The organism is Vibrio neonatus (assembly GCF_024346975.1).
GTDB lineage: Bacteria > Pseudomonadota > Gammaproteobacteria > Enterobacterales > Vibrionaceae > Vibrio > Vibrio neonatus.
Genome location: NZ_AP024885.1, coordinates 784,649 through 802,544, shown reverse-complemented (window position 1 = coordinate 802,544; position 17,896 = coordinate 784,649). Strand labels below are relative to the sequence as shown.

The 17,896-nt window shown below is 44.7% G+C and carries 19 protein-coding genes; 17 read left to right on the top strand and 2 right to left on the bottom strand.

Annotated elements, in window-relative coordinates; translation table 11 throughout:
* The first annotated feature begins 211 nt into the window (after nucleotides 1–211).
* From OCU38_RS03820 to OCU38_RS03740, 17 genes are all read left to right on the top strand, one after another.
* Complete coding sequence (locus OCU38_RS03820; RefSeq protein WP_261823806.1) at nucleotides 212–943, top strand: beta-ketoacyl synthase chain length factor; 732 nt, start codon at nucleotides 212–214, stop codon at nucleotides 941–943.
* Nucleotides 940–1,704, top strand: coding sequence for a lysophospholipid acyltransferase family protein (locus OCU38_RS03815; protein ID WP_261823805.1), 765 nt, complete (start codon nucleotides 940–942; stop codon nucleotides 1,702–1,704). The genes OCU38_RS03820 and OCU38_RS03815 overlap by 4 nt, the downstream gene beginning before the upstream one ends.
* 17 nt (nucleotides 1,705–1,721) lie before the next feature.
* Nucleotides 1,722–1,982, top strand: coding sequence for a phosphopantetheine-binding protein (locus OCU38_RS03810; RefSeq protein ID WP_261823804.1), 261 nt, complete (start codon nucleotides 1,722–1,724; stop codon nucleotides 1,980–1,982).
* 19 nt (nucleotides 1,983–2,001) lie between these two features.
* Nucleotides 2,002–2,259, top strand: coding sequence for an acyl carrier protein (locus OCU38_RS03805; protein WP_023402858.1), 258 nt, complete (start codon nucleotides 2,002–2,004; stop codon nucleotides 2,257–2,259).
* Nucleotides 2,259–2,828: a COG4648 family protein gene (locus tag OCU38_RS03800; protein ID WP_023402859.1), complete on the top strand. Its 570-nt coding sequence runs from the start codon at nucleotides 2,259–2,261 to the stop codon at nucleotides 2,826–2,828. Before OCU38_RS03805 ends, OCU38_RS03800 begins: the two co-directional genes overlap by 1 nt.
* Nucleotides 2,825–4,219: an AMP-binding protein gene (locus OCU38_RS03795; protein WP_261823803.1), complete on the top strand. Its 1,395-nt coding sequence runs from the start codon at nucleotides 2,825–2,827 to the stop codon at nucleotides 4,217–4,219. Before OCU38_RS03800 ends, OCU38_RS03795 begins: the two co-directional genes overlap by 4 nt.
* 82 nt (nucleotides 4,220–4,301) lie before the next feature.
* Nucleotides 4,302–4,661, top strand: coding sequence for an ApeI family dehydratase (locus tag OCU38_RS03790; protein WP_261823802.1), 360 nt, complete (start codon nucleotides 4,302–4,304; stop codon nucleotides 4,659–4,661).
* A gap of 1 nt (nucleotide 4,662) precedes the next feature.
* Nucleotides 4,663–6,375 carry a glycosyltransferase family 2 protein gene (locus OCU38_RS03785; RefSeq protein ID WP_261823801.1) on the top strand — a complete coding sequence of 571 codons (1,713 nt, stop codon included), beginning with the start codon at nucleotides 4,663–4,665 and terminating at the stop codon, nucleotides 6,373–6,375.
* Nucleotides 6,356–7,909, top strand: a complete 1,554-nt coding sequence (locus OCU38_RS03780) for an HAL/PAL/TAL family ammonia-lyase (protein WP_152821692.1) — start codon at nucleotides 6,356–6,358, stop codon at nucleotides 7,907–7,909. Before OCU38_RS03785 ends, OCU38_RS03780 begins: the two co-directional genes overlap by 20 nt.
* Nucleotides 7,909–8,361, top strand: coding sequence for an acyl-CoA thioesterase (locus OCU38_RS03775; protein ID WP_261823800.1), 453 nt, complete (start codon nucleotides 7,909–7,911; stop codon nucleotides 8,359–8,361). The genes OCU38_RS03780 and OCU38_RS03775 overlap by 1 nt, the downstream gene beginning before the upstream one ends.
* Nucleotides 8,362–8,402: 41 nt before the next feature.
* Nucleotides 8,403–9,053, top strand: a complete 651-nt coding sequence (locus OCU38_RS03770; protein ID WP_261823799.1) for an outer membrane lipoprotein carrier protein LolA — start codon at nucleotides 8,403–8,405, stop codon at nucleotides 9,051–9,053.
* Complete coding sequence (locus OCU38_RS03765; protein ID WP_261824230.1) at nucleotides 9,022–11,370, top strand: MMPL family transporter; 2,349 nt, start codon at nucleotides 9,022–9,024, stop codon at nucleotides 11,368–11,370. Before OCU38_RS03770 ends, OCU38_RS03765 begins: the two co-directional genes overlap by 32 nt.
* Entirely contained in the window at nucleotides 11,370–11,987 is a 618-nt protein-coding gene (locus tag OCU38_RS03760; protein ID WP_152821690.1) for a DUF3261 domain-containing protein, read from the top strand. The genes OCU38_RS03765 and OCU38_RS03760 overlap by 1 nt, the downstream gene beginning before the upstream one ends.
* Nucleotides 11,988–12,001: 14 nt before the next feature.
* Nucleotides 12,002–13,207 (top strand): beta-ketoacyl-[acyl-carrier-protein] synthase family protein, encoded by a 1,206-nt coding sequence (locus OCU38_RS03755; RefSeq protein ID WP_261823798.1) that lies wholly within the window; start codon nucleotides 12,002–12,004, stop codon nucleotides 13,205–13,207.
* Complete coding sequence (locus tag OCU38_RS03750; protein ID WP_152821686.1) at nucleotides 13,200–13,664, top strand: hotdog family protein; 465 nt, start codon at nucleotides 13,200–13,202, stop codon at nucleotides 13,662–13,664. The genes OCU38_RS03755 and OCU38_RS03750 overlap by 8 nt, the downstream gene beginning before the upstream one ends.
* Nucleotides 13,661–14,386: a 3-ketoacyl-ACP reductase FabG2 gene (locus OCU38_RS03745; RefSeq protein WP_152821684.1), complete on the top strand. Its 726-nt coding sequence runs from the start codon at nucleotides 13,661–13,663 to the stop codon at nucleotides 14,384–14,386. Before OCU38_RS03750 ends, OCU38_RS03745 begins: the two co-directional genes overlap by 4 nt.
* On the top strand, nucleotides 14,383–15,612 hold the full coding sequence (locus tag OCU38_RS03740; RefSeq protein ID WP_152821682.1) for a beta-ketoacyl-ACP synthase: 1,230 nt from the start codon (nucleotides 14,383–14,385) through the stop codon (nucleotides 15,610–15,612). Before OCU38_RS03745 ends, OCU38_RS03740 begins: the two co-directional genes overlap by 4 nt.
* Before the next feature lie 107 nt (nucleotides 15,613–15,719).
* Here the strand turns inward: OCU38_RS03740 and OCU38_RS03735 are convergent, their stop codons facing one another.
* Nucleotides 15,720–16,343, bottom strand: a complete 624-nt coding sequence (locus OCU38_RS03735) for an NAD(P)-binding oxidoreductase (RefSeq protein ID WP_152821680.1) — start codon at nucleotides 16,341–16,343, stop codon at nucleotides 15,720–15,722.
* 80 nt (nucleotides 16,344–16,423) lie between these two features.
* Nucleotides 16,424–17,581: a D-alanyl-D-alanine carboxypeptidase family protein gene (locus OCU38_RS03730; RefSeq protein ID WP_152821678.1), complete on the bottom strand. Its 1,158-nt coding sequence runs from the start codon at nucleotides 17,579–17,581 to the stop codon at nucleotides 16,424–16,426.
* Between the last annotated feature and the right edge of the window lie 315 nt (nucleotides 17,582–17,896).

Genomic DNA, 17,896 nt, shown 5'->3' with positions numbered 1-17,896 from the left:
ATTATGAGCGATATTAGCATCTTTTGCTTTCAAGTTTATTGGGTTAATGTATAGCATTAAGTGAAAATACTTATTGCAAAAATAATCAGGAATAAACTTTTAGGGTTTTTATTTCTTTATTGATGCGCTTTTTTAAGTCATTTCAGCAACAACGATCTCGATATTAAACGTTACATATCAAGATTTTATATACAAGAGTCTGCACAGAAATATGCTCAAGAATAATCTAACACTACAATTCAACATTGATGCATGGAATGCTTATGCGCCAGGTATATCGACGCAAAGCCAGTGGCAAGAATGGGCAGATTCCGGCATTTGGCCACAAGACAGTGCGATAGTATCGTCCGCAATACCGCCAATGATGCGCCGCAGAATGAGTAGTTTAAGTAAGCTTGCAGTGCAAACCAGCATTGAATTACTCACAGAGCATGACGTGCAATATCTCGTGTTTGCCAGCCGTCACGGAGAGCTGCATCGCAGTGCAAAACTGATTAATGATATCGTCTGCGGCGAAGAAGCCTCACCTATGGCTTTTTCACAGTCGGTGCACAATACCGCAGCAGGGCTTGCCACCATTGCCACTAAGAAGCCCATTCCATTGACCTCTATTGCCGCTTCAAGCAATACCTTTCACAGTGCCCTTATTGAAGCTTGGTTATATTTAACTTGTCACCCGACCCATAAAGTACTGATCGTCGATTTCGATGAGCCTCTACCCGATGCATACTCCAAATATGAAAACCAAGTTTACAACGGTTATGGGCTTGGGCTAGTGGTATCATATGGCGATAGATTCACAATCACCAAGCAAATGAGCAATGACACCGAAGAACAATCAATGCCCCAAGCATTAACCTTTCTTCAGCATTTTCTTGGTAGTAGCAATAACTGGGCGATAACATCATCGAAGCAAATATGGGAATGGTATCAAAAACCATGAAGACACTTGACCGCTATTGGCGTGTTTTTGCTACCGGATTCTGCTTTGTGATCTTTGGACTAGGCGGCCTAGTGCTGAGCTTTTTAGTCATCCCCGTTATTCATTTATTTATTAAAAATCAAACCCGTAGAGAGTATAAGGTTCAGGGCGTTATTCAGCGCTCTTTCAATGGCTTTTGTAAACTCATGAAGTTTACTGGCGTCATTGATTATCAAATTATCGGTGCGGATATATTAGAACAGGACTCAGACTGTCTGATTATTGCAAACCACCCTAGCCTTATTGATTATGTGCTCATTGCATCGCAACTCAAACGTTGTGATTGCTTGGTTAAGTCTTCTATTTGGGCTAACCCTTTTATGAAGCACATAGTAAAAGCGGCAGGTTATATTCCAAATGAAACCGCCGACGATCTTCTGGTACGATGCACACAACGATTTGATAAGAGCAACGTGTTGCTTATCTTCCCTGAAGGGACCAGAACAACACCGGGAGTTCCGTCAAAGTTACAAAGAGGAGCGGCGCAAATTGCCATTCGCACCCAAAGAGATTTGCGTGTAGTGCATATTTCCGTTTCTTCTAGCTTCCTTACTAAACAAGGAAAATGGTATAACGTACCGTTAAATAAGCCTTTTTTTCGTATTGAAGTAAAAGACAAAGTTAAAGTTCAACCTTTTATCGAACAAACAGAGTCGCCAACAATTGCGGCCCGCCGTTTGCAACGGCATTTAACTGAGATAATATTTCCTAATAATCATTAGCCATAAAGTAGGTCCCAGTGGAAAAATTACACAACGAAATTAAACAACTCATCATTGATGCTCTTAATCTTGAAGATTTAACCATTGATGATATTGAAACCGAAGCGCCACTTTTTGGTGATGGATTAGGTTTAGATTCAATCGATGCCCTAGAACTGGGTCTTGCGATTAAAAAGAAATACAACATTATTATTGATGCAGATGACACTAATACTCGCGAGCACTTTGCTTCTGTTAGCAATCTCGCCACTTACATCTCTTCACAGATCAGCGAATAATCCGTAGGTATAGACTCTCATGACAGACGTAAGTAAAGATCAGGTATTTAATCAAGTTAAAGAAGCCCTAGTCGAGCTATTTGAACTGGATGAAGCAGATATCGTATCTGACGCTCATTTATACACAGATCTCGATTTGGATAGCATCGACGCGGTTGATCTTGTTGTTCACCTACAAAATGTAACAGGCAAGAAAATCAAACCGGCTGAATTTAGCGCAGTACGTACGGTTGATGATGTAGTGAACGCTGTTGCTGAGCTTCTTAAGGAAGCCTAATGCGCCAATTGCTGACAATTCTGTCCGCTGTGGTGTTACTTGCCTATCCATTTGCCGTGTATTTTGGCATCGATAGGTTTGGATTTTCCATCGTGGGGATTCTATTGATCCTCGCTTTGGCAGTGCGTTTACTCAGTGTTCAAAAAACTAAGCTCAAAGAGTTGAAATACGTGGCGCAAATTAGTGCGGTCACCGGCATCACTCTAGTGGGATTAGGACTCATTTTTAAGCAGCACGGTTGGCTAACGTTTTATCCCGTTGTAGTCAATCTATGCATGTTAGTGGTGTTTGCTTCTAGCTTAAAACAGCCACAAACCATTATTGAACGCTTAGCCAGACTGCAAGACCCCGACTTACCTCAAAGTGGGGTGGACTACACGCGAAAAGTCACCGTGATTTGGTGTTTGTTCTTTATTGCAAATGGACTATTCGCACTTTATACCTGCTTTCATTCACTGCAACTTTGGACGCTCTACAACGGGCTAATTAGTTATATTCTTGCCGGATCATTATTCGCCATTGAGTGGATTGTTCGCCAGTTTCTCCTAAAGGATCGTAAGATAAAATGAACCTAGAGCAAGCTAGCTTTTCTTCTCTTACGCACCTGTTTTGTACAGAGCGTGCTACTAATAATCGTGCTAGTAATAATATAGTGGCTTTCGATCAGCACACCCATATCACGTGGCACGAGTTTCAACATGATGTGGCGCTGTATGCTGAGCGATTAGCGCAACACCGCGAGCAAAACGTCGCTTTATGCTTTGGTAATAGTTACCTGTTTGCAGTGGGCTTTTTTGCCGCTTGTTATAGCCAAAAATCATTGGTACTACCGGGCAACTATCAAACCCAAGCACTTAAAGAGTTAAGCCAACACTTTGACTTGTTATTGCATGATAACGATGTCACCGTCAGTGATGATTTGAACGCGCTTGAAGTGACTCGTTCTATAGAAAGTACAGCCGCTAAGCCAATCACATTTGCACCTCTGGATCTCGATTCAATCAAGGTAACTTTGTTTACATCTGGCTCTAGTGGCGCTGCAAAAGCCATCGAAAAGAAACTCAGCCAACTGGATAATGAAGTGGCTATTTTAGAGTCTCTTTGGGGCGCAGATATAGCCAACACGCGCATCGAAAGTACCGTCTCTCACCTGCATATTTATGGATTGTTGTTTCGTCTGTTATGGCCGCTCTGCGCTGGCCGACCTTTTGCGGTGCACAATTTAGAATTTCCAGAACAGGTTATCCAGCACGCAGATAAAGACTCAGTGCTGATCAGTAGCCCTGCGCTACTAAAACGTTTAACAGCTGAACAGAAAAGCGCGCCATATCGCCGCATTGTGTCCTCTGGCGGGCCTTTACCAGAAACTGCCGCCAAACTAAGCCAAGCTTTATTGGGCTCTCTGCCTATGGAAGTGTTTGGCAGCACCGAAACCGGTGGCATTGCATTTCGCCAGCAACACACTCCAAGCACTGCTTGGCAGTTATTTCCGACCGTTGAAGCTGAGCTCAATAGTGAAAACTGCTTACGCTTACGTGCGCCGCATATTGCCGGTGACGATTGGTATCAAACCGCAGATGAATGTCAGTTCCGTGACCAGCGCAGTTTTGATCTTAAAGGCCGAACCGATCGCGTCATCAAAATCGAAGAAAAACGCATCTCTTTAGTTGAGCTAGAAAAGCGTTTAGATCAACTAGACTGGATTGAAGAAAGCGCCACTATTCCAATGCAAGACGACCAGCGTTTAACCATTTGCGCGGTCATCGTGCTCACCGATGTAGGGCGTAAAGAAGTACAACGCCTTGGCAAAGGGCCATTTTGGATTGCTTTGCGTAAAGCACTGCGAGATTGGTTAGAGCCGGTAGCGATTCCGCGTAAGTACCGCATAGTTGACGAAATCCCGTTAAACAGCCAAGGCAAACGACAAGTAAACGAAATTAAGAAGCTGTTTCAAGCATGAGTAATATCAAACTGACTCAATGGCACACCTATAAAACGCACGCAGAAAAGACGCAGACAAAGAAATGGGTAAGGTAACGCAGATGCATAAAAGAAAACCAACCATCATTGATGTGAATTGTGCTGACGCGCAAGCAACACTGCAGCTTAAAGTTGATGCTGACATCTTGGATTTTTGCGGTCATTTTTCTCATTTCCCTTTATTGCCAGGGGTCAGTCAAATTGATTGGGCGCTGTTTTATGCGGTTGAATACCTCAATACGCCTTCTGTATTTAAAGGGATGGAAGTGATTAAGTTTCAAGAGCCTATTTTGCCTGATGCACAAGTCACTTTGGATTTGAGCTGGGATAATGACAAGCAAAAACTCACCTTCAAATTCAGCTCGCAACAGGGCGAATCTTTGGTTGTCCATTCCTCTGGAAAAATGAAGCTAGGAAAATAACGTGCAGACTTACCAACCGTGCTTTTTAATTCCTTGCTATAACCATGGCAGTACTATTGATGCTGTGGTGGCCTCGTTAGAAGCGTTTGCTCTACCGTGCATTGTAGTTGATGACGGTAGCGATAGTGCCACCAAGCAAGCTTTACAAGAATTAGCCAACAGCCGAGAGGTAATTTTAGATACTTTAGCTGAAAACTCAGGTAAAGGCGGCGCGGTGATGGCTGGAATTCGCAAAGCTCATCAGCTTGGCTACAGTCACATTATCCAAATTGATGCCGATGGTCAGCATGACGTTGACGCTCTGCCTAAGTTGATTGCTAGCTCAAAAGCGCACCCTACTCGTCTTATTTCGGGGCAACCTATTTACGATGCGAGCGTTCCAAAGTCTCGTTTGTACGGTCGCTATGCCACCCATATTTGGGTATGGATAGAGACACTGTCATTGGCTATCAAAGACAGCATGTGCGGCTTTAGAGCCTATCCTGTCGCAAAAACGGTGGCAGTGCTGGATAAATACTGTATTGGTCAACGCATGGATTTTGATATCGAAATCTTAGTGCGTATGTACTGGGAAGGCGTTGATATCGACTTTGTTGAAACCCGCGTAATTTACCCAGAAAGTGGCATTTCCCACTTTGACGCTCTGTGGGATAACGTCAAAATCAGTTGGATGCATACCCGTCTGTTTTTTGGCATGCTGCCAAGAATCCCTAAGCTGTTAGCGCGTCACTGGCAAAAGCCTTCCAACACAGATAAGACCCATTGGTCAAAACGCCAAGAGCAAGGCACAGTGCTTGGCATTAAACTGATGTTGGCGATTTACAGCCTGCTTGGGCGAAAAGTGTTTAACCTGATCCTAAAAGTAGTGATTCGCTATTACCACTTAACAGGCAAAGATGCCAAATTGGCCTCAGAACAATTTTTACAGCAGCTGCAAAACTATGCCACAACGCAAGGCATTGTGCTGCCTAAGCCAATAGACAGTTATCATCACCTGCTCTCTTTTGGGCACACTATGCTCGACAAACTGGCGGCGTGGAAAGGCGACTTTAATAGCGACAACCTAACCATACACGGTAAAAAGCACTTCCCTAAAATTGCTCAAAGCCAACGTGGCGTCATCTTGATTGGCTCGCATTTGGGCAATATTGAACTGTGCCGAGCGTTAGCGCGTAAGTACTCACATGTAAAAATTAATGCTTTGGTGTTTACCGAACATGCAGAGCGATTTAACACCGTAATGAAAGCGGTCAACGCAAATTCAGACCTAAACTTAATTCAAGTAAGTCGCATCGGGCCTGATACCGCGATTTTATTACAACAAAAAATTGAAGCTGGTGAATGGGTAGTGATCGTCGGCGATCGCACCTCCACCAGTAAAGAAAGTCGCTCTGTATGGGCAGACTTTTTAGGTAAACCTGCGCCATTTCCGCAAGGTCCATTTTTGCTGGCATCAGTGCTAAAAGCACCGGTATATCTGCTATTTGGATTACGAGATGACTCTAGTGACAAGCCGCTGTTTGACGTTTATTTTGAACCGTTTAGTGACAAGATCATTCTGCCTCGAAAAGAACGCCAACAAGCTCTGCAAAATGTCGTGCAAAGCTATGCCGACCGTTTGCAGCACTACACATTGCAAGCTCCTTTGCAGTGGTATAACTTTTTTAATTTTTGGACATTAAGTGATCAGAAAGATGACAGAGAAAAACACTAACACCATTACCTTCGGCGCTCAGGCGCTTTCTATCGAAGACGTTGTTGCCATTGCACAAGGTGCAGATGCCAAGCTAAATAATGCGCCAGAGTTCACTAGCAAAATTGACCGTGGTGTGGCGTTTTTAGAACGTCTTTTAAAAGAAGATGGCGTGGTTTACGGTGTGACTACCGGCTATGGTGACTCATGTACTGTGGCAATTCCACCTAACTTGATTGATGAACTGCCACTGCACCTTACTCGTTTCCACGGCTGTGGTCTGGGTGACATTTTAACTCATGAACAAGCAAGAGCGGTTCTGGCAACTCGCCTTTGTTCTCTAGCGCAAGGTGTATCAGGTGTTTCGCATGAGCTACTAAATCAAATTATCACTCTGATCAACAAAGACATTACTCCGCGCATTCCTGAAGAGGGTTCAGTGGGTGCAAGTGGCGACTTAACGCCTCTTTCTTATCTTGCCGCGGCGCTGATTGGCGAACGTGATGTGATCTACAAAGGCGAAACTCGCCCAACCGAAGAAGTATTTGCAGAGCTTGGCATAGACCCTATTCGTCTTAAGCCAAAAGAAGGTCTGGCACTGATGAACGGCACTGCGGTAATGACGGCTATCGCTTGTTTAGCCTACAAACGCGCAGAATACCTAGCTCAGCTATGTTCTAAGATCACAGCCTTAGTTTCTGTGGGCATGAACGGTAACCAGTTCCACTTCGATGAAGCATTATTTGCGGTAAAACCTCATCCGGGTCAGCAACAAATTGCGGCATGGATTCGTGACGATCTAAAAGCAGAACGTCCACCACGCAACAGCGATCGTCTACAAGACCGTTACTCACTACGTTGTGCACCACACGTTATCGGCGCGGTTCAAGATTCTCTACCTTGGATTCGTTCTTTAATTGAAAACGAACTAAACAGTGCCAACGACAACCCTATCATCGATGGTGATAACGAGCGCGTACTGCACGGTGGTCACTTCTACGGTGGTCATATTGCTATGGCAATGGATACGCTAAAAACCGGTATTGCTAACCTAGCGGATCTACTTGACCGTCAAATGGCTCAGTTAATGGATTACAAATTTAACAACGGCCTGCCATTTAACCTAACCGGCTCTGAAGGCGAAAGAAAACCGATTAACCACGGCTTTAAAGCAGTACAAATTGGCATTTCGGCTTGGACGGCTGAAGCGTTGAAACACACCATGCCAGCGAGCGTATTCTCTCGTTCTACTGAGTGTCACAACCAAGATAAAGTGAGCATGGGGACTATTTCAGCGCGCGATTGCGTACGCGTACTTGAGCTTACCGAACAAGTAGCTTCGGCTTCATTGCTCGCCAGTGTACAAGCGCTCGAAATTCGCCGTCGTCATAATGAATTGGATGATGAGCACCTAAGCTCAAACCTAAAATCAATTCGTGATGCGGTATTAAGTGAGTTTGAATTTGTCGAAGAGGATCGCCCTCTTGAGCATGACTTACGCCACTTTATGGCTCGTATTCAACAGCGCCACTGGCCTCTATACTCGGAGAAATAATGGCAAACGACAGTCGATTTTCACTCGAATCTGAGGTGGCTTTAGTCACCTCATTTCAAGATGCCGACCCTATGGGAGTCATTTACCACGGTAACTACTTCCGTTTTTTTGAAGAAGCCCGTCGAATCTTAATGGATAAGATTGGCTATGGTTATTTAGCCATGCAAGAATCTGGGTACATGTGGCCAATCATTGATACTCGAGTACGCTACGTTAAAGCGATTCCCTTTTGTCATGAAATAAAAGTGACCGCTAAACTAACGGAGTGGGAAAATCGATTGCGCGTTGACTACGTGATCTATGATGCAGCAACCCAGCAACGCATGTGTAAAGCGCATACGATGCAGGTTGCTGTCTCCATAGATAGCCAAGAAATGTGTTTTGTATCGCCCAAAGTATTTACCGATAAGGTGGAATACTGGCATAGTCATGGCAGCAATAGCCCGTCATGAAACCTTGTATCAGTGACGTTGACAGAGCGAGAAACCGCAGCATGAAAAACCATAATCTAGCTAAGTGGCTAACTAAATGGTCAGTTAAGTGGCTAACAATGGCCCTAATGATGATGTCACCATTGTCATACGCTCAAGTGACCGATCTGGCTTCTTTGCAAACGCAATTGGCTCAGCACGACATTGTGCGTGGCGACTTTACTCAGTTGCGTAGTATTGAAATGTTTGCCCAGCCTCTACGCTCACAAGGCACATTTACTCTAAGCAAAAGCAATGGTTTATTATGGCAACAAAACACGCCATTTCCGGTCAATCTGGTATTAACCAAAGATAAACTGCGCCAAACATTTGCCAATCAACAGCCGCAAGTGATCACTGCCAAAGAAAACCCAATGGCGTTCTATTTTAGCCATGTGTTCTTAGCGGTATTTCATGGTGATACACAAGCATTAAAAGAGCAATTTAACATCGACTTTGGCGTTGAATCCGGCACATGGACAATTACCTTAACCCCAACACAAGCGCCACTGAACTCAGTGTTTAGCTCAATTGTGTTAGTGGGCACGCAGGACATTGATAGCCTAACGCTACAAGAAATCCGTGGCGATAAAACCGAAATCGTATTCTCCAATCAAACTCATCAACCAGAGAATCTAAATGATGCTGAACAAGCTCAATTCAGCTTCAAATAATTCACACCGCAAGAGTCGCAACATTGCCTATGCATGGCTGATATTGGTGTTGCTGTTTATGGCTATGCTGGCAAAACAGTGGCTATGGTCTGCGCACTCTCCTATTGAGACTAACATTCTAAAACTGTTGCCAGTCAATCAACAAAATCCAGTGGTAGAGCAAGCTTTTGAATCCCTATCAGGAAACTTAAGCAACAAAGTGGTTTTCGCCATTTCACTAAATAATAAAGAAAAAGACCAAGACACAATTTTTACGGCGGCAAGCCAATTACAGCAATCCCTCACACATACTGGGTTGTTTAGTGACGTGGTTGGCAAAGTCAGCGCTGATCAGCAAAAATTATGGGCTTCGTATTATTTTAAGCACCGCTTTCAGCAATTAACGCCACAACAAAGAGAGCGACTGCAACGCGCCCCCCAAGATCAGGTGCAGTTAGTCGTGCAGTCGGTTTACAACCCTTTTTCTGGTGTCACAGGCACAGAGCTTAGTAACGACCCGTTTTTACTGTTTCGCGACTATCTATCGCAGTTAACCCAAAACAGCTCGGCATTTACTATCGACAATGGCTTTCTCTCTGCTATGCATGATGGCAAGAAATACCTGTTAGTCACTGCCACCTTAAAAGACTCGCCATACAGTTTAAAAGCGCAAAAAGGGGTACCTGAAATACTGGCGATTGAACAGTCACTTTCAGAGAAATTTGACGCACAAACAGTGCACACAGGTGTGCTTTTTTATGCGGAATTTGGCACGCAAAGCGCCAAATCAGAAATAAGCACTATAGGCTTATTTTCATTGCTCGGTGTGATTGTGTTAGTCATTGGCGTGTTTCGCAGCGCCACGCCACTACTGCTGGCTATTTTATCCATCAGTGTCGGTTTGCTATCCGCACTGGCTCTGACCACCTTGATCTTTGGTCGTATCCACCTGTTTAGTTTGGTCTTTGGCGCTAGCCTGATTGGGGTATCCATTGACTATGCTTTTCATTACCTCACCGAGCGCCTTGCTAGCGGGCAGCAATGGGACAGCCGATTAGGTTTAAAACACATATTTGTCGCCATTACTATGGGGCTTGCCACCAGCTTAATTGGCTATTTAGGCATGTTAATTGCGCCGTTTCCTGGCTTGCAACAACTGGCGCTATTCTCCTCGATTGGTCTAATCGCGGCCTATATTACGGTGGTAGCTTGGTATCCAATGTTAGCGGCTAAACCCAGCGCTAACCGCACTTTGCCCGGCATATGGCTGTGGCAACAATGGTTGACCTTATGGTCAAAGAAAAGCGTTAAATATGGACTGCCGATGGTTTGTTTGCTTGCCTCGCTAGCTCCACTAATGCACCTACAATACAATGATGACATCCGCCAACTACAAGCAATGCCAGAGCAGCTAAAACAACAAGAGCAATTCATCTCTGAGCTCAGTGGCAGGCAGTCATCACAACAGATGCTAGTGGTGACCGCCTCTAGTGATGAAGCATTGCTACAACGTTTAGAATCTCTTGAGCTGACCTTAAATGATTGGCAACACAGCGGAACCATTAAGGGCTATCAAGCTCTATCGCAGTACGTAAGCTCTGCTTTGCGTCAAAAACAGAGCTATCAGTTAATTGAAAACTTGTATCACACCCAAGCCAGTACCTTAACAAAAGCGCTGTCCCTGACCGATACACTCAGCATTCCAGAGCAATTTACGCCGATTTATCTGGCTGACTATTTAACGCAGGTGGTCTCCGAGCCAACACGTTTTTTGTATGTGGGAAAAATAGACGATAAAGTGGCTAGTGTGGTCATGTTAAATGAGCTGAATAATCCTGCACAAGTTAAAGCCTTTGTTGCGTCTCAGCCCGATATTAACTACTTAAATAAGGCCGAAGAGATCTCTTCGTTGTTCGCTAAATATCGCATAAAAGTGGTTGAGTTATTACTTGCTGCCCTTAGCGTTATCGCCCTAGTGCTCATCAAGCGTTACGGGTTTAGGCACACAGTGAAGATTTTACTGCCTTCGATTATTGCGTGTTTGGCAGGGCTTGCCGCTGCTTTAGCAACAGGTGCATCACTGAACTTGTTTAACCTGCTGGCACTGATTCTGATCATTGGCATCGGCATTGACTACACTTTATTTTTTGCTGAAAAATCTCGTAGTCCAAGTACATTACTTGCGATTACCTTATCAGCATTGACCACTTTGCTTTCGTTTGGCTTGCTGTCTCTGAGTCAAACCCATGCCATTCACAGCTTTGGTATTACGGTATTGTGTGGCATTTTTGTCGCTTGGTTATTATCACCATTAGCCATTACTCAAAAGGATAAATAATGAGGCTTTGTCTCTACCCGAAATCACTGCTGACGTTACTATTGAGCCTAATGCTAAGCGCTTGTGTAACCACTACGCCTACCGCGCACACTCCTGCGGTCAATATCACTGCTGAGCAGCAAGTGTATTTGCCTACACCGGACTCTCTTGGCTATTCGCTCAGTGCCAGTCAGCTTATTGAAGCCACTTGGCACAATGGTAAAAAAGATCGCACAGAGCAGCTTCCAGTTCAGCTACAAGTCACTCACGACAAGCTGGTTTTAGCAGGGTTTTCATCTTGGGGAACAAGAATATTATCTCTTGAGTATCAAGGGGATAATATATCGAGCGAGGTGCTGACTGGACTAGATGGCGTGTTACCGGCACCAGAGCAAGTGCTGTTTAATTTAATGATTACCTTGTGGCCGGCTTCGGCTTGGGAAGCACCATTAAATGCAGTGCAGTGGCGAATACTAGATACTGACAATAGCCGCAGCATTTATAACAGTGACGGTAAAGAAGTCATCCATATTCAATACAGCAATAAAGACAAACTGAGTGGGAAAATTATTTTCCATCATCTAATTGATGATTACACTATAACTATTACTACGCTTCAATCCCAAAAAACTGACTAGCACTGATAGCCATAATGACGACACAAAAATCTCAACCTATTTTCATCCAAGACTGTGGTTTTCACTCTGCGATGGGAGCAAGCCATACCCAGATACATGAATGTCTGTCAGGTCAGCGCGCCTCAAATATGCGGCAAGACGATGATATTCTCAATACTGACACCTCAACGGTCATTGGCCGCGTACAAGAAACCTTACCTGAGATCCCCGCACATCTTGCCGAGTTTGATACGCGCAATAATCAGCTTGCCCTATCTGCAATGCAGCAAATTGAAACCTCGGTGAAGAAGGCTATTGCGCAATATGGTGAGCAGCGCATTGCGGTAATTATTGGGACGAGTACCTCTGGGATTGCCGATGGAGAAACGGCTTACCAACACAAATTACAAGATGGTGATTTTCCCGATGACTTTCACTACCGCAAACAAGAATTGGGCAACAGCAGTGATTTCATTGCCACTTATTTTGCTATCACTGGGCCTTGTTACTCTATCTCGACAGCTTGCTCTTCTAGTGGACGGGTATTTATCACCGCACAGCGATTATTGCACAGCGGCATTGTTGATGCAGTGCTCGTGGGCGGCGTAGACTCAATTTGCCGCTTAACGTTAAATGGTTTTAATGGCTTAGAAGCATTATCAAACACTTTGTGTAAGCCATTTGATGCCACACGCGATGGCATTAACATTGGTGAATCAGCGGCGTTAATGCTGTTGACTGGGCAAGCTACAACCCATAATAACCAGCCAAACATTGCGCTTTTAGGCGCAGGCGACAGCTCAGATGCTCATCATATTTCAGCGCCACACCCAGATGGATTGGGCGCAGAACAAGCGATGCAAAAAGCGCTCGATGATGCAGGATTAAGTACTGAAAATATTGGTTACGTCAATGCACATGGCACTGCTACCCCACTTAACGATAGTATGGAGAGCAAAGCCATCTATCGACTGTTTGCAAATAATGTTGCGGTTAGTTCAACTAAGCCTCTAACCGGGCACACACTTGGCGCGGCCAGCGCAACGGAAGCTGCGATTGCTTGGCATATTTTAAAATACGACTTAGAACTCCCCCTGCAACACTGCAAAGACAAAGCTGAAGATATCCAAGTATCACTACTGGAAACGCCGACAAAATTGCACGGCAAAGCTATCTTAAGTAACTCTTTTGCGTTTGGTGGAAATAACATCAGCCTAATTTTTGGTTTTATAAATGACTGACTACCCATCAATTGCACAATTAGTGCCTCATGATGAGCCGATGATTTTTATCGACCGTGCCTTGGATATCCAACAAGATAGCGTGCACTGTCAGGTAGATATTGGCGAAAACAATCTGTTTTTCAACCTTGAGCAAAACAGTATCCCCGCTTATGTCGGTATTGAGTTTATGGCTCAATCATTGGCAGCGTGGTCGGGGTATCACTCACTGCAAAAAGGTGAGCAACCCGCGATTGGCTTTTTACTGGGAAGCCGACGTTACATTTCCCATTGTGACGCGTTCGAGAAAGGCCAGACACTGGATGTTTACGCTGAGAAATTGATGGAAGATAATGGCATGGCGGTCTTTACCGCTCGCATTGAATTTGAACAAAAAGTCTTGGCAAGTTGCCAACTGAATGTGTACGTACCATCAGAAGACAAATTAAAAGAAATGAAGACTAGGAGTCAACAATGACCCGACATGTGTTGGTGACAGGCGCAAGCAAAGGTATAGGTAAGGCAATTGCCATTCAACTGGCAAGCGATGGATTTACCATTGCCGTCCACTACATGGGAGATCGTCAAGGTGCCCAAGATACTCTAAACGTGATTGAAGAGAACGGTGGTCATGGGCGTCTGATCCAGTTTGATATCAGTGACCGCCAGCAATGTCGCACCGAACTTGAAGCGGATATTGAAGCGCATGGAGCGTATTACGGTGTGGTCAACAATGCCGGTATTACCCGTGACACCGCTTTTCCTGCCATGACAGAAGAAGAATGGGACGGGGTTATCCATACCAACCTAGATAGCTTTTACAATGTGTTGCACCCATGCATCATGCCTATGGTGCAAAAGCGTAAAGGTGGCCGCATTGTGTGCCTAACTTCTGTTTCTGGGCTGATGGGCAACCGTGGACAAACCAACTATAGCGCCGCAAAAGCAGGCATTATTGGTGCCACTAAATCACTGGCACTTGAGCTAGGTAAACGTAAAATCACCGCCAACTGCGTCGCTCCTGGTCTCATTGATACTGGCATGGTTGAAGAGCATGTAAAAGAGCACGCACTCCCACAAATTCCGCTACGCCGCATGGGCCAACCAGAAGAAGTGGCAGGATTAGTCAGCTACTTAATGTCTGACATTGCACAATATGTCACCCGCCAAGTCATTTCTGTCAACGGAGGCTTAATATGAAGCGCAGAGTTGTTGTAACTGGTATGTCTGGCGTTACCGCATTTGGTAACGACTGGGACACGATTGAACCTAAACTGCGCGCTTGTGAAAACGCCACTCAATATATGCCCTCTTTTGAGCAATATGACGGCCTAAATACCAAGCTTGCCGCTCCTATTGACGATTTTGAGTTGCCAAAGCACTACAAACGCAAACAAGTCCGTGGCATGGGTCGAGTATCAAAGCTTGCGACAGTAGCAACTGAAAATGCACTTCAATCAGCAGGATTGCTTGGCGCAGAAATACTGACCAACGGCCAAACCGGTATTGCCTATGGCTCGTCTACAGGTAGCACCGATGCCATCGGCGCTTTTGGCGTAATGCTAAATGACAAAACCACCAAAGCCATCACAGCAACCACTTATGTTCAAATGATGCCACATACTGCCGCAGTCAATGTGGGATTATTTTTTGGCTTAAAAGGTCGCGTAATTCCTACTAGTAGCGCTTGTACTTCAGGTAGCCAAGCCATTGGTTACGCTTATGAAGCCATCAAACACGGCTATCAAACAGTGATGGTGGCCGGCGGCGCAGAAGAACTTTGCCCTACGGAGTCTGCGGTATTTGATACCTTATTCGCCACCAGCTTAAAAAATGATGCACCGAAAAGCAGTCCTCGTCCTTACGATTCCGACCGTGACGGTCTGGTTATCGGTGAAGGTGCAGGCACTTTAGTGCTTGAAGAATACGAGCATGCCAAAGCGCGCGGCGCAAAAATCTACGCGGAAGTCATAGGTTTTGCCAGCAACTGCGATGCGGCTCATGTGACGCAACCGCAAAAAGAAACCATGCAAATTTGTATGGAAATGGCGCTGCAAGATGCCGAACTAGACCCGAAAGTCATCGACTATGTATCTGCGCACGGCACCGCAACCGATCGCGGTGATATTGCCGAAAGTAACGCAACACAAAGCGCAATAGGTAAAGTGCCTATCAGCTCTCTGAAAAGTTATTTTGGACATACTCTAGGTGCCTGTGGCGCTATCGAAGCTTGGCTAGGCATTCAAATGATGCATAGCGGATGGTTTAATCCAACCCTAAATTTAGAAAATATCGATGAGCAATGTGGCGACCTAGATTACATTACAGGTACTGGCCGAGCGTTGGATGTGGAAACTATGATGAGCAATAACTTTGCTTTTGGCGGTATTAATACTTCGCTTATTTTTAAGAAGACTGTCGAATAGTCTCTATTCAAATAATCCCCATTCATATTATTGCTTCAACAAAAAATCACCGCATACCTCTGCGGTGATTTTTTTATTCATTAAAGAGTCATTTACGACTCAAGGCATTACTCAACACATTTCTCAACGCATTGATAAATTTGATTAATACTATCCTCTGATTCCAGCAATTGCGCGACCAGAGCCGCCACTTCACCGCGTGCAATAGAGCCGTGTACTTCGCCACTTTGCGACAAAACACCTAGCCCGTTACTCGCGCCATCTTTTAAACCGCCAGGACGTAAAATAGTGTAATCCAAAGCACTGCTTTGCAACCAAGACTCAGCCAGTGACTTTTCACGTACCGCGCCACCAAATACCGCTTTGGCTTTATCTGACAAAAACGGCCAAGTATCACCACAGCCTAAAGAGGTCACCATCAAGAAACGTTTGACCTGTTTTGCTTGCAAGGCATCAATCAAATGACGATGTCCAATATAGTCCACCGCCACCTGCGCTTGAAAACTGCCCATACTAGAAATCACCCATGCATCGCTAGGGATCTGCTCTACCGCACTTACCACTTGTTGCGGATCAGTAGCGTCACACACCAATGTAGCAACCTGAGCCAAAAATGGATTTTTGCTTGGATTTCGCGCAACGCCAGTAACGTCATAACCTAAAGCAACAAAATGCTCGACCATAGCCGCACCTAGCCCGCTAGCAGCACCCCAAATAACAATTTTTTGCATCTTCATACACCCTTAAATGATAATGATTGTATTTTACATTAAGAGTATGTGAAAACTATTGTTTTTACTCAGTTTTGTTATCAAACAAAGAATAATTTGATGTAATCAATCAGCCTTTTGAACAAGCTACCTTGCTCAACATCTTGTAGCGCAACCAAAGACACACGTTTTAGCAGTTTGTCGTTAGCATCCAAATAGCTCACTGTGCCAATTTCATCGCCTTTCGAAATAGGCGCTTTTAACTTGCTTGGCAGATCCACCACAGCACTGATCTTGTCACCACTACCACGGCGCACTGACATATACACATCTTCTGCTACGCCAACGCTAAGATGGTTTTCTTGTCCCATCCAGATCCTATGCGAGGCAACCTCAGAATTCACTTCATGTGGCTTAATGGTTTCAAAGAAACGGAAACCGTAGTTTAGTAAACTTTTGCTAGCCGATGTACGAGAATTCGCACTGGATGTGCCCATGACCACAGAGATCAAACGCATGTCACCTTGAGTGGCTGTGCTCACTAAGCTGTAGCCTGCCTCTTTGGTGTAGCCTGTTTTCATGCCATCTACATCAATACTGCGGTCACGAAGCAGTGCATTACGGTTATGCTGAGTAATACCGTTGTAGGTAAATGAAGTTTCGCTATAAAGAGGGAAGAGTGTCGGCACATCGCGAATCAAAGCTTGCCCTAACTTCGCCATATCGTAAGGTGTGGTCACCTGATCAGGATCGTCTAAACCATGCGCATTCGAAAAGTAGGTATTATTCAGCTGTAAACGATTCGCCCAGTTATTCATCAAATCGACAAACGCACTGTGAGAGCCTGCAACGTGCTCGGCAATCGCCACCGATGCATCGTTGCCCGATTGAATAATCAAGCCGCGCAGTAAATCACTAAACTGGACATTGGTGCCCACTTCAATAAACATTTTCGATGAATCAGGGAAGTTTTTCGCCCAAGCTTCGCGGCTAATTCTCACATTGTCTGTTTGCGAGATATTGCCACGGTTAAGCTCTTGTCCCGCGGTATAGCTGGTCATTAGCTTAGTTAAACTGGCCGGTTTTAAAGCGACATGAGCACCGTGCTCCGCAATCACTTCACCAGAATGATAGTCCAACAGCACATACCCTTTCGCAGGCAATGATGGTGGGTTTGGCACCGCAACTGGGGAGGCCATCGCTGAAAATGAGAAAGCGGCAAGCAGCATAAGAGTGGATCGATTCAGTCTTTTATTCATAAGTTCCAAAGTAACATTGAGTTCAAGGGATAGTTCGCATATTGAGATGTTTATATGTCATTATTTTTATCTCATATTCGATACGCCAACACAGACTTTAAAATAAAAATCTCATCACGATTGAATATGCACCTTGAATATTACCTTGTCATATGTACTTTTATGTACTCCTATTTAGCCATCAGAAACAATCACTTACACACAGTGACATTTCGCATAATCTCAAGCGTAAACAAGTGTACAGAAATCAACCTTTCCTCTTCCGTCTCCTTACAGGCTACGCCATAGAAAATTTAATAAACAAAACCAAGATTC